Consider the following 16,869-nt stretch of genomic DNA (forward strand, 5'->3'; position numbering starts at 1 on the left):
GCGGACCCGCTATCGGCCGAAGTCGGGGTCGGCGGAGGTGCGCCTGTAGTGACATGAGAAGGAATAGGGATCTCCCCCGTCCGCCTCGATGCTTCCGTTCGCCTGCAGCTTCCCCTGCTCCAGGGTGAACGGCAGAGACTCGTGGTCGTTCCGGTGGTCGAAACGGAGTATCAGGTAGGGCGGCAGCCCAGGGTCCTTGTTGACCGCGTGCCATTTTCCGTCGGCCGAGCGGCGTGTCACCTTCGAGTCCGGTCCGGGGCCGTCCCACGCGACCGGAAGGTCCTTGGCGGTAAAGGTGTAGTCGTCACGCAGCCGAATCACCGGCGAGCCGCATTCCGAGTCCCCGGTCCCGTCCCATCGGCCGACCAGTTCGGAATGCTGTACGGCCTTCGGAAAGACAGGGGCGGGTCGGCCCGGCCCGCAAGCGGTCGAGGCGATCACCGTCAGAGCGGCAGTCGCAAGGCCCGCACTCATGCGACCCACGCGAAATCCGTCGAGCTTCATGCTGTTTGCTTCCAGTCGTTGGGCGGCGGGGCTGCCCCCAGGGATCCCTGGGGGCGGCCCCGCCGTTTTTCAAGGCGCGTCCGTCAGAAGAGGCTGCCCAGGAAACTTGTCACGGTGTCCAGGAAGCTACTCGAATCATCCGACGAGGACGAGGGCGAGGGCGAGGACTGCGACGGAGCCTTGGGGTCGTTGAGGTCGACCGTCTCCGTCCACGTGACGTCCTGCGACTTCGTGCTGAAACGCCCCGTCTCGTAATACGAGTTGAGGGGCTTGGCGATGTTCTCGCTCCACCAGGAGCTGTACCCGCCGAGCTCCGGGGCGATGTGCGTTCCGGAGTTCATGGTGCTGTCGTTGCTCACATGGAACTGGATGGTGGCCGTACCCGCCTCCTTGTCGACGGACTTGACGGTGTAGTCCATGTTGTAGGAACCGAGGAACGCCGCGGACATGTTCGACGTGAAGTCCATGAAGACGGTCTTGGAATTCAGCGAGTGATTCAGACCGTTGTTCTCCATGACCCCCGTTTCCTTGTTGTAGCGCTGCGCGACCGTGGCGCCCAGATTGTAGTTTCCGCCGTTGATGTTGTCGGTCGCGATCTCACGCACGCGCTGGACGTGGTAGTGGTCCATGAGCGACTGCGTGAAGGCGTCGTTTCCGCCGAAGTCCCGGTGCTTGGGACCGGTGCCGGCGACCCACTCGAATCCCAGGTCCACTCCATTGGGATTGCCGGGGGTCCCGAAGCATCCGGGGCACTTGTCCCGAAGGATCGGCTCCGCGGCGAGCACGGGGCTGGCGAGCGTGTCGGCGACCGTCTCGACGGTGCCGACCCACGCGGAGGCGAAGTTGTCGTCCCAGGGGCAGAAGGCTCCGCCTTCGCACCAGTTGTGACCGTCGATCTCGACGCTGCTGATCGGGTTGCCGCCGGTGAAGGCGTAGCGGTTCCCCGTGAAGGGGTCCGATCCCAGCTGCATGTCGGCCAGAGCGCCGTTGTACATGTCCCGGCTGGTGAAGCGGTTCAGGCCGGGGCTGTAGTCGCGGAAGCCCATGTCGTAGGTGCCGCTGGCGGCGTCCCAGCGCTTGGCGCTGAAGCGGTAGGGGTTGTACGCCTCCTTGTCGGGCTGGGCGGTGTCGGGCTTGTCGATGCCGGTGAACTCGGCGTCGTTGTTGTTGCCGTAGGCCGTGTAGCCGTAGGTGGACTTGGTGTCACCAGTGGTGTCGGTGAGGGTTTCGACGTCCGTGTGGCCGTTGTAGCCGTAGACGCCGAGCTCCTCGGAGCCGTCGGTGTTCTTCTTCAGCTGCGCGAGGCGCTCGCCCCACGGGCTGTACTGGTAGGACTTGGTGACCTCGCCGGCGACGGCCTCGTTCAGGACCTCGCTGGAGGTGCCGAGGTAGTTGAAGTCGGTGGTCTTGCCGGCCTCCGTCTTGGACGCCGTGCGGTCCAGCGGGTCGAAGACGTAGGTGGTCGTCTTCGTGGTGACCCCGTCGGTCTGCAGCTTGGCGTTCTTGACCACGTGGTCGAAACCGTCGTAGTCCCGGTCCTCGACCACCTTGCCGCCCGCGACGACCGTGTCCAGTCGGCCGTACGGGTCGTAGTTGTAGTTGTTGGTCGCGGCACCGATGCTGGAGCTCAGGAGCCGGTTGCGGTCGTAGGTGTAGTTGGTCGTGACGTTCTTGATCGTCTGGGTGACGACGTTGGCGTTGGCGTCGTGGACGTAGGTCTCGGTGCCCGCGCCGGTTCCCGTCTTCACGGACTGGGCGAGCCGGTTGACCGGGTCGTAGGTGTAGTCCGTGGTGGAGTTCAGGTACGCGCCGTGGTCGTCGGCGTTCATCTTGGACGCGACGTCCTGCGCCTGGTTGCCGTTGGCGTCGTAGGCGTAGGCGTGCGAGGAGACCAGGGTGCCGTTGGGCTTCTTCTCGGTCTGGGTCTTCAGCGCCGCGTTCAGGTAGTAGGCGTAGTCGACCGTGTTGCCGTTGGCCTTGGTCTCCTTCAGCCGCAGGCCGCGGTCGGTGTAGGTGTAGTCGGTGGTCTTCGGCGAGGCGTCCGAGACGGACTTGCCGACCTTCACCGTCTTGACCAGCTCACGCGCGTCGTAGAAGTACTGCGCGTACTGGTCCGGGTGGCTCGTCGTCGACTTCTGGCCGTTGGCGTCGTAGGTGAACGACGTGGCCTTCTTCTCGACGCCGGACAGCGACTCGCTGACCTTCTGGACCTGGTTGAGGCCGGTGTAGGTCATCGAGTACGTGTCGATCTTGGCACCCGAGGAGGCGTCCGTGATCGACGTGAGGTTGCCGTTGAGGTCGTACGAGTAGGTGAAGTTCTTCTTCTCGTTGTCCGTCTCGGTGACCGTACGGACGATCTTCACCGCGTCGGCGACGACCTTGCCGGAGGCGTCGGTCGCCAGGGTGATCTTGGACGTGATCCCCTGCTTGAACGTGAACGAGCCCAGCGAGACCCAGGTGCCGCCGCCGGTGGTCTGGTTGACCGTCTTGGCGGTGGTGCCGGCGTCGTGGGTGACGGTGTACTTCGCCGCCGTGGAGGCGCCCGAGGTCGTCGGGTACTTCACGTAGGCGGTGTAGCCGCCGTCCTGCGGGACGTTCAGCGTCCAGGTGAACGTGTCCGTCGACGTGCCCGCCGCGTGGGTGCGGTGGTCGTAGCCCTGCTGGCCGGTGGCCGAGGCCGTGGCCCAGGTACCGGTCGCCGACGTGGTCTGGGTGTCGGAGTCGTCCGCCACCACCACGTGGGCGCCGACCGGGATGCCGTCGTCGGAACGGGACTGGATGCTGCCGTCGGGGTAGTACGCCCAGCCCTGGGTCCGCGAGCTGGAACCGCCGGCGGAGGTGAGGGTGCGCGAGACCTGCTGGCCCGTCGTGTTGTAGCCGTAGGAGGTGACGATGTCCCACGGGTCGGTGGACGTCTTGGTCCAGCCGTTGTCGAAGTAGGTGTAGTCGGTGTCGTTGCGGACCGTCTGACCCGCCGACGGCGGCGCGGAGACCCGCGAAGCGCGGCCGACCACGTCATAGGTCGTCTGGGTGTAGACGTTGGGGTCGTTGTAGCGCGCGTCCGCCGGGTCGTAGGGCTGGTACTGCTTGACCGGACGGTTGAGCTTGTCGTACTCGGTGCGGCTGGTGAAGTCGTCCACGGCCGCGGTGGCGGTGCCGCGCGGGCTGATCACCTTGGTGGTGTTGCCCATCTGGTCGTACTCGAACTTCGTGACGCGCAGGGTGCTGCCCGAGTAGGGGACCCGCTGCTCGATCTTCTTGCCGCGCTGGTCGTAGACGACCTCGCTGACGTTGCCCTCCTTGTCGGTGCTCCTGACCAGCAGCGAGTCCTTGTCGTACTCGCTCGTGGTGAACTTGCCCGCCGCGTCGGTGACCTTGGTGACGCGGTGGTTGAGGTCGAAGGAGCTCTTGCTGGTGTAGTCGGTGGTGTCGGCGGTGGCGTTCTTCTTCGGGTCGATGACCGTGACCGGGTTGCCGACGTTGTCGTACTCGTAGGAGACCTTGTCGCCCTGGGCGTTCACCACCGACATGAGCTGGTAGATCTCGTTGTAGTTGTTGGTGGTGACGTAGTCGTCCGGGACGGAGGTCGTCGCCACGCCCTTGGGCTCGGTCGTGGTCTTGAGGTTGCCGACCTTGTCGTAGGTGTAGCGCGTCGTGCGACCGCTCAGGTTGTTGTCCGGGCCGGTCGACTGGGTCACCTGGTCCGCCGGGTCGTAGACCGCGGTGGAGACCACGCCGTCCGCGGCGGTGCTGGTGGTGACGTTGTCGTTGGCGTCGTACACCGGGGCCGGGGTGGTGATGAACACCCCCTGCGCCTGGTCCTTGGGCAGCTTGTTGACCAGCGGACGCATGAAGGCGTCGTAGGTCTGGGTGGTGGTGGTGCCCAGCGCGTCGGTCACCGAGGTGACCTGACCGCGCTCGTCGTAGACGAACGAGGTGGCGTGGTTCTCCGCGTCGGTGATCGTCCTGGGGTAGCCCATGACGTCGAAGTCGGAGTTGACGGTCGCGTTGCCGTTGGCGTCGGTGGCCTTGGTCAGCTGCCCGTACGCGTCGTAGTCGTACGTGGTGGTGTAGTCGCCGGGCACCGAGGTGGTGGCGGCGCCCATGGGGTCGGTGACCGTCTTCAGGTTGCCGAAGGCGTCATAGCCGAACTGCCACTTGCGGCCCTCGGGGGAGGTCTTGGTGGACAGGTCGGCCGAGAAGCCGTCCGCACGGGTCTGGTACGTGTAGACCGTCGCCGCGGTGCCGTTCTTGTTGGCCTCCGCGTCCTTCTTCGTCAGCGGGTTGCCGGTCTTCTGGTCGTACGTCCAGGTGGTCTGGGCGCCGTTCGCCTCCTTCATGAGGATGACGTTGTTGTCCGCGTCCCAGGACATGTCCAGGGTCTCGGACTTGGCGTTGGTGGACTTCACCTGGCGGCCGAAGTCGTCCAGGACGTAGTCCGTGACGTGCGACTCGGCGTCCGTGACCTTGGTGTCGGTGAAGCTCGGGTTCACCGTGTCCGCCTTGTAGGCGAACGTCGTGTTGTTGTTCAGGCGGTCCGTGATGGTCTTGGTCCACCAGTGGTACTTCGGGTCGTCACCGGTCTGCGGGGCGTAGTAGTCCAGCTTGGTGGCGTTGCCCCGGGGGTCGGTGGCCGCCACCATCTTGACGTTCTTGTTGCCCTGCGTGGCGTCGTAGGCGAACTTGAACACCTTCGGCTGCGAGGAGCCCACGCCGTCGGTGAACTGGCCGAGCAGACCCTTGTCCGTGTACCAGAAGTTGATCTTACGACCGGAGACGTCGGTGACCGACTTGATGTGGTCGTAGATCTTCGAGTTGGTCAGGTTCGAGCCCGTGGCGATGGTGCCCGTGTCCGAGACGTACTCGTAGGAGTTGTCGCCCTTCTTGAAGTAGTCCACCGTCAGCGTCTGACGCGACGCGGGGTCGGTGACGTACTTCAGGAACTTGGTCGGCTTGTTGTTGGACTTCCGCTCCTCGTAGGTGAACAGCATGGTGTTGCCGTTCTTGTCCACCGTGGAGGTCAGGTAGCCGTCGCAGCCGAACAGGAAGCGGGTGCCGTCGGGACGGGTCATCGTCCAGGCGTCCGGGATCGGGTCCTTCAGCGGGGTGCAGTCCAGACCGGGCTTGGCGGCCAGCCTGTAGTGCACACCGGCCGGGGCCTTCCAGGAGCTCGTGGCCGAGTCCCAGCGGAAGACGTGGGTGGTGCCGTCACCGTCGGGAAGACGGATCTCCGTGGGGTTCGGCTTGGGCTGGAACTCCAGCGGCGCGCCCAGGCGGATCGGACCGGAGGCCTGCATGGACCAGCCGTAGCCGGAGACCGTGTCGGAGGTGTCCAGGCTGTTGTAGGCCAGCCGGAAGAACGTGTTCAGGCCCCGGCCGGGGTTGTTGAACGCGTTGTACGACCACACCACGTTGCCGGACGCCATGTTGTTCATCATGCTGGCGCCGGAGCCGGTGTTCTTGCCGGTGTAGCCGTAGAACTTCTCCAGGCCGAGCTGGTTGGAGGTCGGGTCCTCCACCGCCACGTTCTGGCTCAGGCCCGGGATGCCGGAGGTGCCCGAGGTCCAGGTGCCGGTCGTCTTGTTGTAGACGTCCCAGGTCAGGACGTAGTCGGTGCGCTTGTTGCCGTTGGCCGAGTTGATCGGGGTCTTCACCTGCGCCTGCAGGCTGACCGAACCACCCGGGGCGACGTTCGACGGGAGCGCCGTCTGGACCTGGTTGCCGCCGTTGGTGACGTCCGTGCCGTCGGGCAGCGTCCACTTGTAGGTCAGGACGTTGTCGGCCGAAGTCCAGGTGGAGGACGTGGTGTTGGTCAGGGTGAAGTCGACCGTGTAGTCGCTGTTCGGGGTCATGCGGGCCGGGGTCTGCGGCGCGTAGTACGTCGACTCGGTGGTGGAGTCGACGTACGTGACCACGATCCTGGGCGCGAGGCGCGGCTCGGTGCCCTCGGACGACAGGAACAGCGTGCGCTCCTGCGAGGCGGCCTCGTCGGCCATCTTCAGGACGACGCCCTTCTGCGAGGCCGGGGTGGTCACCCAGGACTGCGCCAGCGAGGTGACGTTCCAGTCGTGGCGCGCCGGGTCGTTGGTCATCGCGCCGGTGTCGGACACCACGGCGCCGAAGTCGCCGCCCTGAGCGGTCCAGTTGGTAGTGGCGTCGGACTTGACCCAGGTGGCGGTGGCCTCGTCGAAGTCACGCGTCAGCGGCCGCAGTTCGTAGACGGCGCCCGTGGTGTCCTGGGCGGTCTGCGTGGACCACAGGCGCACGTTCGCGTCCAGGACCCGGGCCGTGGCGGGGATGCCGAGGGCCGGGAACTTCAGCAGGGCGCGGGTGTCGCCGTAGGTGGCGGAGTTGTTGCCGACCGACAGCCAGTTCTTCGGGCCGCTGTCGTCGATCGTGTCGTGCGTCAGCGTCGTGCGGGTCGAGGACAGGGTGGTGTCCTGCGTCGCGGCGAACACCTTCGTCGTACGGCCGGCCTTCGGCAGCCGTACGAGCTGGGTGGGCGCGGCGACGACCTGCCCGTCCTTCGTCTTGACCGCGACCATGTAGTAGTACGCGCGGCCGTACGGGTCGGCGTCGTCGGCCTTCGTCGGCGTCGCTGACGTGTCCGTGAACGACGTCGTGCCGGGCGCGACCGGCGCGACGAGCGTGGCGGCGGACGGGGTGAAGGTCTGGCTGACGGACCGGTGGACCTGGTACTCGACGATGTCGTCGCCGGTGCCGATCGGATCCTTGTCCTGGTACGCGGACCAGTTCAGCTCCGCGCCGGTGTCGTGGATCGTGGTCGGGGCGGCGAGGTCGACGCCCTGGCGGCCGAAGGTCAGGACGAGACGCGGGTAGTTGGCGGTCTCACCGCCGTACCCGAACTCGCTGCCCTCGTAGCGCGGACCGCCCTTGGGGCCGTTCGCGGACTCGTCACCGGCCTTGATCACGAAGCCGTTGTTGACGTTCGTCCCGTCGATCCAGGACTGGACGGTCTTGGTGACGGGGAAGGAGTGCCAGGTGTTCAGCTCACCGGGCTGCTTGGTGACCACACCGCCCTTGGTGAACCGCACCGCGTCCGCGATGACCGAGGTCGTGGCCGAGGCCGGACCGTCGCCCAGGACGATCTTGCCGAGGGTGCCGGCCTTGAACGGGTGGGAGCCGAGCGTCTTCCACACGCCGGCCGTGCCGGCCTGCTGGTTGACCGTGTAGGCCTTCGTCCCGCCGTCGTAGGTGACGGTGAACGGAGCGTTCGTGGCACGGTCGGTGGCCGGGACGTTGTGCGTCTCGACCTGGTACGTGCCGTCCTCGGGAAGACTCGGCTGCCAGGTGTACGTGTCACCCGCGACCGCGTCCTTGTTGTACATGTACGTCTGGTTCACCGCGTACTGCGTGTACGCCGTGTTCCCCGACGCCGGCCACGCGCCGACCGCCGCCGTACGCCCGGCCTCACCGTTGTCCACGACGACCGCCGTGCCCGACAGCTCACCCGTGATCGCGTTGGCGTTGTCCCACGTGGCCTGCGCCTCGGTCCACGGCTGCGTGGCGCGGTGCGCCTCCAGCTGGACCTCGGAGTCACCCGTGGTGTGGGTCTGGTCGAAGTACAGCCTCAGATCGGCCGAGTCCAGCTTGGTGCCGGCCGGGATGCTGCCGACCGGGAACCGGATCAGCGCGCGCGACGCGCCCGTGGAGGTGTTGCCGACCGACAGGCGCCAGTTGTCGTCGTAGTTCGTCGCCGGACCGTCCGACGAGATCATCACGTCCTGCGCCGTCGTGGGGGTCGGCGCGATCGAGATCGTCGGGTCGATCGTGACGGGGAACTGCCGCTCCGGCGCCGCGAGCCACTTCGCGTCCGGCGTGACCGTCAGCTCCCAGCCCTTGCCGGCCCGCGTCAGCTTCTGCCGCACGGCCGAGCTGTAGGCGGAGCCGTACGCGGCCTTGGCGTCCTTCTTCGCGTCCGTCATGAACGCCGCCGGGATCACCAGGACCGGGTCCGCGCCCTCACCGTAGAAGGAGAGCGAGCCGTCCTCGTTCTGCTTCGGCGTCAGCCCGCCCGCGTCCAGCGTGAACGTGAAGGACACCGGACCGGACGGCTTCGCGTCCAGGACGATGTTCTCCTTCACACGGCCCGGACCGACCACGTACGACAGATCCGCACCGGACACCGCGTCCTTGTACGTGACCGTGTCGCCCTCGGCCACCGGCGCGAGCTTCCCCGCACCCTTCAGACCGAGGGTCACCGTGTGACCGTCGGCCTGGAAGCGCAGCAGCCGCTCCGCGTCCGAGCCGAACCAACTGCTCGCCGCGTTCGTCGTGTTGGAGAAGGCGAAGCCCTCGGCACCGGACCGGACGACCGTCGGGTCGATGTCCTTCCAGGACCTGCCCGCCCGGTACCCGGTCGGCACCGCCGACACCTCGGCCTGCACGCGGCCGTCGGACAGCTGCCAGTACCGGGCGTTCGCCGTCCGCCTCCCGGTCAGCTCCGCGACCCGCTTCGGCTTCGGAGCCGCCTTGCCCTTCGGCAGCTTCTCCCGGCTCGGCACCACCGAAGTCCCGTCGCTCGACGGCGCCTCGGGCCCACCCGACCGGCCCTCGCCCTCGCCGTCCGAGAACCAACCCGCGACCGTGTCGAGGACGCCCTTGTCGTCGTCCGTCGCCGGCGACTGCGGAGCACCATAGGCGACCTGGGGCAATAGCGCACCTGCTACCGCCGCCACGACAAGACAGGAGAGATATCTCCTGTACGGAACTTTCACCTCAATACCTTTCGGTATCGACGCACCCGCGTCACTACACGCGAAATGGGCACGCCGAACGAGCTGGCGCGGAGGTTACCGCCCAGCTGGGAGCAATTCGGGTGATCGCATGGAAGACACAAACCACGAGGTCACGGGCATTGCAGCGCGCTTTCTAACCACTCTTGCGAGACGTGGTCAACCCCCGCGACATAAAGGACAATCGATGGACCGAGGGGGTATGGTTCGCCCGATTCTTCCGCTCGCTCGCATCCGGCACGCGGCGTGGTGTATAACCACCCGGATCATCTGCCGACCGACCGAAAGCCGGGCCCTCTCATGTCGTCCAATGAAATTGCGGAAAGCGCAGTGCGAGAGGAAAGCGAACACGAGGGCACGGGGGCCGCCCCGTCCCGGCGCGGCCTGGCGATCGCCGGCATCGCCCTGCTCGCCTGCCTCGGGCTCGTCGGCTACGGCGTCCTCGACAGCGACGAGCAGCCGAAGCCGAGCGCCGCCGCGACGGCCGAGGTGACCTACGAGGTCACGGGAACGGGGACCGTCGAGATCTCGTATCTCGCCCGCGGCGAGTCCGGCACGGCCACGGTCGAGAAGGCCGTGACCCTCCCGTGGAAGAAATCGGTCCAGATGCCCGTCGGCAAGGCTCCGACCGTCGCCGTCGTCCTCGACGGAAAGGGCGGCCAGGCGTCCTGCGCACTGGCGATCGGCGGCAGGCACGTCCAACGCGCCACCGCCGTGGGCGAGTTCGGCCGCGCCACGTGCACCGGCGCCCTACCGGCCGGCAACGGCAGGGCGTGACGCGGCCCCGGGCGCGTCAGGACACCTCGGACAGACCGTTCAGGCGAGTGCGCCGCCCCACCGCCGGTCCCTGCGCGGTGTGTTGACGGGCCCGGCCGTGGCCTCCGGTCGGCGCCTGCCACCGCTGCCGATCACGAGTCCGGAGCCGCGTCCGCGCGCATGACCGCCGCCGCGGCGCCGAGGAGGCCCGCGTCGGTGCCCGTGGCCGCGGGGACGACGGTCAGGTTCCGGGTGAAGGAGAGCGCGGCGTAGGTGCCGAGGCTGCGGCGGAGCGGGGCGAAGAGGACCTCACCGGCGCCCGCCACCCCGCCGCCGACGACCGCGATGTCGATCTCGACGAGAGCGGCGGTCGCGGCGATGCCGGCCGCGAGCGCCCGGGCGGCGCGCTCGAACGCGGCGACGGCGGCCGGGTCCCCGGCCCGTGCGGCGGCGGCCACCGCGACGGCGGAGACGTCGCCGTCGGGCCCCGGCCGCCAGCCGTTCTCCAGGGCGCGGCGGGCGAGGTGCGGGCCGCTGGCGAGGCGCTCGACGCAGCCGCGCCCGCCGCACGCGCAGGCTTCGCCGTCGAGGTCCACCGGGACGTGGCCGATGTGACCGGCGTTGCCGGTGGGGCCCGGGTGGACCCGGCCGTTCAGGACGAGGCCGCCGCCGACACCCGTGGAGACCACGAGGCACAGGGCGTTGGCGTGGCCCCGGGCGGCCCCGAGCCAGTGCTCGGCGGCCGTCATGGCGACGCCGTCGCCGACGAGGGTGACCGGCCGGCCGGCCGCGGCCCGGCGGACCCGCTCGACGAGCGGGTAGTCGCGCCACCCGGGCACGTTCACCGGACTGACGGTCCCCCGGGAGGCGTCGACCGGACCGGCGCTGCCGATGCCGACGGCCCCGGCGGACTCCCACAACGGGGAGGCAGCGAGGTCGGCCAGCACCGCCTCGACCGCCGCCATCACCGTCTCGCCGTCCTCACGCGCGGGCGTGGGCCGCTGGGAGCGGACGCGGATGCGGCCCTCGCCGTCCACCAGGGCGCCTGCGATCTTGGTGCCGCCGATGTCGAGGGCGGCGACGAGGCCCGTGGCGGGGTCGGTGTCCATGGGGCGCGGGGTCTCCAGTCGACGGCGGGAACGGAAAGTCGTTCCGTACAGTCTCCCAGTGATGACAACGTTGTCCAAGCCCTATGCTCGAATCGAGATCGACTCGACCCGCTCGACACCGCGCCATCCGCTCCGGAGGAACCCCGCACCGTGGCAGACATAGCCCGCCGCCCCGAATCCCGCTACGGCACCCGGCCCACGATGAAGGACGTCGCCGCCCGGGCGGGCGTCGGCCTCAAGACGGTGTCCCGGGTCGTCAACGGCGAACGGGGCGTCACCCCGGACACCGAGCGCCGCGTACGGGAGGCGATCGAGGCCCTGGGCTTCCGCCGCAACGACAGCGCGCGCGTCCTGCGCAAGGGCCGCACGGCGACGGTCGGCCTCGTCCTGGAGGATCTCGCCGACCCCTTCTACGGGCCGCTCAGCCGGGCGGTCGAGGAGGTCGCGCGGGCGCACGGGGCCCTGCTGTTCAACGGTTCGAGCGCCGAGGACCCGGACCGGGAGCAGGAGTTGGCGCTGGCGCTCTGCGCGCGCCGCGTCGACGGCCTCATCGTCATCCCCGCCGGTGACGACCACCGCTACCTGGAGCCGGAGATGAGGGCGGGCGTCGCCACGGTCTTCGTCGACCGGCCCGCCGGGCGCATCGACGCCGACGCCGTCCTCTCCGACAGCTTCGGCGGGGCGCGCGACGGCGTGGCCCATCTGATCGCGCACGGTCACCGCCGGATCGGCTTCATCGGCGACCGCCCCCGCATCCACACCGCGGCCGAGCGGCTGCGCGGCTACCGCGCCGCCATGGAGGACGCGGGCCTCCCGGTCCGGGACGCCTGGGTCTCCCCGGGCTCCACGGACCCGGATCGGGTGAGCACGGCGGTGCGGGAGATGCTGGCGGCGCCCGAGCCCGTGACCGCCCTGTTCTCGGGGAACAACCGGGTCACCGTGACCGTGGTCCGGGCCCTCGCCCGGCACGGGCGGCCGGTCGCCCTGGTCGGCTTCGACGACATCGAACTGGCGGATCTGCTCGGCGTCACGGTCGTCGCCCAGGACGCCGCCGCGCTCGGCCGGACGGCGGCGCAGCGCCTCTTCCGGCGCCTCGACGGGGCCGACGAGGCGCCGGAACGGCTGGTGCTCGGCACGACGCTGCTCGCCCGGGGATCGGGCGAGATCGCGCCACCGGCCGCCTGAGGCCCCGTCGTTCAGCAGATCCGCAGGCCCGCCACCGGACCGCCGCCGCCACCGCCGGACAGGTGGAGCACGCTGAGGTAGACGTTGGTGTTGCCGCTGTCGTCGTCGGTGCGGGCGAACCAGCGGCTGCTGGCTCCGCCGTACGTCTCGGTCCGGTCCAGGTCGACCTGGCAGGAGAACGAGTGGGGGCCCGCGCCGACCGTGCCCATCTCACCGCCGTCGTACCGGGTGGTGGTGGCGCTCCGGACGACCTGGCAGGTCGCGGAGGAGCCGGAGGCGGTGCAGCCGGAGGCGGGCGGCGGGGCCTGGGTGGTGGGCGCGGTCGTGGCGCCGCCCCCGGAGGGCGCGTGGGTCGTCGTCGTACCGCCGGCCGTGGTGCTTCCACCGGCCGTGCCCGGGGCCTTCGTACCGCCTCCGCCGCCGGCTCCGGACGCCGCGTCCGAACCGGCGCCGCCCGCCGCCGGGCCGCCCGCCGCGCCCGGATCCGAACCGTCGGAGCCCGGGCCGTCGGTGGCCGGCGCGCCGCCGGCCGCGGCGCCGGACTCCCGGCCGGAGGGTGTCGGGCCGGTCGACGGGGTGGCGCCGCCGCTCGGCCGTCCGGAGGGCGCGGTGCTGCTCCCGGGGTCGAGGACACGGCCGGGGTCGCCCCCGGCGGCGCCGCCGCCGTCCCCGTCCTGCGGGGTCTCACCGGCGGCCTGCGTGCTGCCGTCGTGGTCCATGAGGGCGTACGTGACGCCCCCGCCGGCGAGGAGGACGGCGGCCACGGCGGCGGCGACGAGGACGCTCCCCCGGCGCGGCTTCGCCTCCGCGCGGCGGGCGGCCCGTCCGCCGGGAGCGCCGGTGCCCGCGTCGAGCCGCACGGACGGCGCGGGCGGCACGGGCACGGCCGGGCCGAAGGCTCCGGCGGGCGGCGCGGCGGCCGGGGCGTACGGGTGGGGCTCGGCGGAAGCGGCGTACGGATTCGGCTCCACGGAACCGGCATACGGGTTCGGCGCGGGAACCTCAGGCGCGGGCGCGACCGGCTCGGACGCGACCGGCGGGGACGCGACCTGATGCGGCGCGACCTGATGCGGCGCGACCTGATGCGGCGCGACCTGATGCGGCGCGACCTGATGCGGCGCGACCGTCGCAGGCCCGGCCTGCTCGCCCGCGTTCGGACCGGCGGCCTCCGGCCCCGGCGCCGCGCCCCCCACCGCGCCGAGCAGTCGCGCCGCCTCGCGGGCGGTCGGGCGGGAGGCGGGGTCCTTGTCCAGGAGGCGGAGCAGGACGGGGATGAGGGGGCCCGAGCGCCGGGGCTCCGGGAGGGGTTCGGTGACGATGGCGGCGAGGGTCGACCAGGTGGACGTACGGCGGAAGGGCGAGGAGCCCTCGACCGCCGCGTACAGCGTCGCGCCCACCGCCCACACGTCCGAGGCCGGGCCCGGGTCCTGTCCCTGGGCGCGCTCGGGGGCGAGGAAGTCGAGGGATCCGACGATCTCGCCGCTGCGCGTGAGGTGGGTCGCGGAGCCGTCGCCGGGGTCCTCCATCGTGGCGATGCCGAAGTCGGTCAGGACGATCCGGCCCGACCGGTCGAGCAGGATGTTGCCGGGCTTCACGTCCCGGTGGAGGACGCCGACGTCGTGCGCGGCGGCCAGCGCCTCCAGGACGTGGGCGCCGATGCGGGCGGCCTCGGCGGGGTCGACGGTGCCGCGCTCGGCGAGGACGTCGTCGAGGGAGGGCCCGTCGACGAGCTCCATGACGATGACGGGCCGGCCCTCGTGCTCGGTGACGTCGTGGACGGCGACGACCCCGGGGTGGCGGACGCGGGCGGCGGCGCGCGCCTCGCGGGTCATCCGCAGGCGCAGGTCGGCCAGTTCGGGCGCGGCCGCGTCCGAGTACGTACGGAGTTCCTTGACGGCCACCTCGCGGCCGAGGACCTCGTCGACGGCCCGCCAGACGACGCCCATGCCTCCGCGCCCGAGCTGCCGCACGATTCTGTAGCGGCCCGCGAGCCGCCCGTTCTCCCCCGATGACACCGCTGCCCCGTCCCCCTGTCGATCATGTGAACTCGACAAGAGTACGGGGCAGTTGGCGGGAAAGTGACCGTTTAGCGATCAGTGGTGGCGGTGAGGTCGCCGCGGCGCGGGGCGGCGAAGCGGTCGAGGTCGGCGCGGGTCATGCCGGTGAGGGCGTCGACCTCGGCGGTGTCGAGGGCGCCGCACTGGAGGCCGCGCAGCAGGTAGGAGGAGAGCGCCTTCGCGGTGGCGGGCTCGTCCATGACGTCGCCGCCGACGTGGTTGGCGTAGGCGGAGAGGCGCTTGGCGGCGGTCTCGAAGCCCTCGCGATAGAAGGCGAAGACGGCGGCGTAGCGGGTGGGGATGTGGCCGGGGTGCATGTCCCAGCCCTGGTAGTAGGCGCGGGCGAGGGCGCGGCGGGTGAGGCCGTAGTGCAGGCGCCAGGCCTCGTGGACGTGCTCGGTGGTGCCGACGGGCAGGACGTTGGTGGAGCCGTCGGAGACGCGGACGCCGGTGCCGGCGGCGGCGACCTGCATGATCGCCTTGGCGTGGTCGGCGGCCGGGTGGTCGCTGGCCTGGTAGGCGGCGGAGACGCCGACGCAGGCGCTGTAGTCGAAGGTGCCGTAGTGCAGTCCGGTGGCGCGGCCCTCGGCGGCGCCGATCATGCGGGCGACGGCGGCGGTGCCGTCGCTGGCGAGGATGGACTGGCTGGTCTCGATCTGGATCTCGAAGCCGAGGCGGCCGGCGTCGAGGCCGTGGGTCTTCTCGAAGGCCTCCAGGAGGCGGACGAAGGCGGAGACCTGCTCGGGGTAGGTGACCTTGGGGAGGGTGAGGACGAGGCCGTCGGGGAGGCCGCCGTTCTCCAGGAGTCCGGTGAGGAAGACGTCGGTGGTGCGGATGCCGCGGTCGCGTACGGCGGACTCCATGCACTTCATCCGGATGCCCATGTACGGGGCGGCGGTGCCGTTCTCGTACGCCTCGGAGATCAGGCGGGCGGCGCGGGCCGCGTCCTGGTCCTCGTCCGTACCGGCGTAGCCGTCCTCGAAGTCGACGCGGAGGTCCTCGACGGGCTCGCGCTCCAGCTTGGCGCGCACGCGGCCGTAGACGTCCTCGGCGAGGTCGTCGGAGAGGCCGAGGACGGCGGCGAAGGAGGCGGCGTCGGGGGCGTGCTCGTCGAGGGCGGCGAGGGCCTGGTCGCCCCAGGAGCGGATGGTTCCGGCGTCGAAGACGTTGCCGGGGACGTAGACGGTGTGGACGGGCTGGCGGGTGCCGGGGTCCCCGGGGTAGCGCCGGTCGAGCTCGGCGTCCACCGCTGCGAGGGAGGCGCTGATGCCCTCGCTGACCGCGCCGGCGAGGCTCGTCGACACCTTCTCCTGCTGACCCATCCTGCATCCTCCTGTTTTCCGCTTCACGGAATCAACAATCCGTATAGCGAAGTTAGTAGGCGTCGGGACCTGCGTCAATGGTTGTCCGAAACGGCCGGGGGCCGCACGGCGACAGATCGCCGTGCGGCCCCCGGGACCGACAGAACCGCAGGTCATCAGCCCTTGCGGGACTTCACCTCTTCGGTGAGCTGCGGGACGACGTCGAAGAGGTCGCCCACGACGCCGTAGTCGACGAGGTCGAAGATCGGAGCCTCGGCGTCCTTGTTGATGGCGACGATGGTCTTCGAGGTCTGCATGCCCGCGCGGTGCTGGATCGCGCCGGAGATGCCGGAGGCGATGTACAGCTGCGGCGAGACCGACTTGCCGGTCTGGCCGACCTGGTTGGAGTGCGGGTACCAGCCGGCGTCGACGGCGGCGCGGGAGGCGCCGACGGCGGCACCGAGCGAGTCGGCGAGCGCCTCGATGATCGCGAAGTTCTCGGCACCGTTGACGCCGCGGCCGCCGGAGACCACGATCGCGGCCTCGGTCAGCTCCGGGCGGCCGGTCGACTCGCGCGGGGTGCGGGAGGTGACCTTGGTGCCGTGGGCCTTCTCCGAGAAGGAGACGGCGAGCGCCTCGACGGCGCCGGCGGCCGGGGCGGCCTCGACGGGGGCCGAGTTCGGCTTGACCGTGATGACCGGGGTGCCCTTGGAGACGCGGGACTTGGTGGTGAAGGAGGCGGCGAACGCGGACTGCGTCGCGACCGGGCCCTCGTCACCGGCCTCCAGGTCCACGGCGTCGGTGATGATGCCGGAGCCGATGCGCACGGCGAGGCGGGCGGCGATCTCCTTGCCCTCGGCGGAGGACGGCACCAGCACGGCGGCCAGGGAGCCTGCGGCGGACACAGACTCGTACGCGGCCTGGAGGGCCTCGACCTTCGGGACGACGAGGTACTCGGCGAACTCGGGGGCGTCGGCGGTGAGGACCTTCACGGCGCCGTGCTCGGCGAGCGCGGCGGCGGTGTCGGCGGCGCCGTTGCCGAGGGCGACGGCGACCGGGTCGCCGAGGCGACGGGCGAGCGTCAGCAGCTCCAGGGTGGGCTTGCGGACGGCTCCGTCGACGTGGTCGACGTAGACGAGGATGTCAGCCATGGGACTTCAATCTCCTGCGAACGGAAAGGGGCGGTCTGAGGGAACGGGCG

General features: G+C 70.3%; 8 protein-coding genes. 2 read left to right on the forward strand and 6 right to left on the reverse strand.

Annotated elements, in window-relative coordinates; translation table 11 throughout:
* Positions 1-9 precede the first annotated feature (9 nt).
* Positions 10-504 (reverse strand): hypothetical protein, encoded by a 495-nt coding sequence (locus tag GGE06_RS13170; RefSeq protein WP_147321113.1) that lies wholly within the window; start codon positions 502-504, stop codon positions 10-12.
* A gap of 83 nt (positions 505-587) precedes the next feature.
* Positions 588-8,243, reverse strand: a complete 7,656-nt coding sequence (locus tag GGE06_RS13175; RefSeq protein WP_246532546.1) for a golvesin C-terminal-like domain-containing protein — start codon at positions 8,241-8,243, stop codon at positions 588-590.
* Between the two features lie 1,347 nt (positions 8,244-9,590).
* Here GGE06_RS13175 and GGE06_RS13180 point away from each other — a divergent pair.
* Positions 9,591-10,037: a hypothetical protein gene (locus GGE06_RS13180; protein WP_312883128.1), complete on the forward strand. Its 447-nt coding sequence runs from the start codon at positions 9,591-9,593 to the stop codon at positions 10,035-10,037.
* 131 nt (positions 10,038-10,168) lie between these two features.
* On the opposite strand, the gene GGE06_RS13185 is transcribed toward GGE06_RS13180, so the two are convergent.
* A complete protein-coding gene (locus tag GGE06_RS13185) occupies positions 10,169-11,125 on the reverse strand; it encodes an ROK family protein (protein ID WP_116162416.1) in 957 nt (318 codons plus the stop codon).
* 150 nt (positions 11,126-11,275) lie between these two features.
* Between GGE06_RS13185 and GGE06_RS13190 the strand changes: the two genes are divergently transcribed.
* Positions 11,276-12,310, forward strand: coding sequence for a LacI family DNA-binding transcriptional regulator (locus GGE06_RS13190; protein WP_116162414.1), 1,035 nt, complete (start codon positions 11,276-11,278; stop codon positions 12,308-12,310).
* A gap of 11 nt (positions 12,311-12,321) precedes the next feature.
* On the opposite strand, the gene GGE06_RS13195 is transcribed toward GGE06_RS13190, so the two are convergent.
* From GGE06_RS13195 to GGE06_RS13205, 3 genes are all read right to left on the reverse strand, one after another.
* Complete coding sequence (locus GGE06_RS13195; protein WP_184930906.1) at positions 12,322-14,325, reverse strand: serine/threonine protein kinase; 2,004 nt, start codon at positions 14,323-14,325, stop codon at positions 12,322-12,324.
* 71 nt (positions 14,326-14,396) lie between these two features.
* Entirely contained in the window at positions 14,397-15,689 is a 1,293-nt protein-coding gene (locus GGE06_RS13200; protein WP_116162410.1) for a DUF6986 family protein, read from the reverse strand.
* Between the two features lie 155 nt (positions 15,690-15,844).
* Positions 15,845-16,819 (reverse strand): electron transfer flavoprotein subunit alpha/FixB family protein, encoded by a 975-nt coding sequence (locus GGE06_RS13205; protein ID WP_116162409.1) that lies wholly within the window; start codon positions 16,817-16,819, stop codon positions 15,845-15,847.
* Between the last annotated feature and the right edge of the window lie 50 nt (positions 16,820-16,869).

Origin of the sequence: Streptomyces nymphaeiformis (assembly GCF_014203895.1) — a bacterium.
GTDB lineage: Bacteria > Actinomycetota > Actinomycetes > Streptomycetales > Streptomycetaceae > Streptomyces > Streptomyces nymphaeiformis.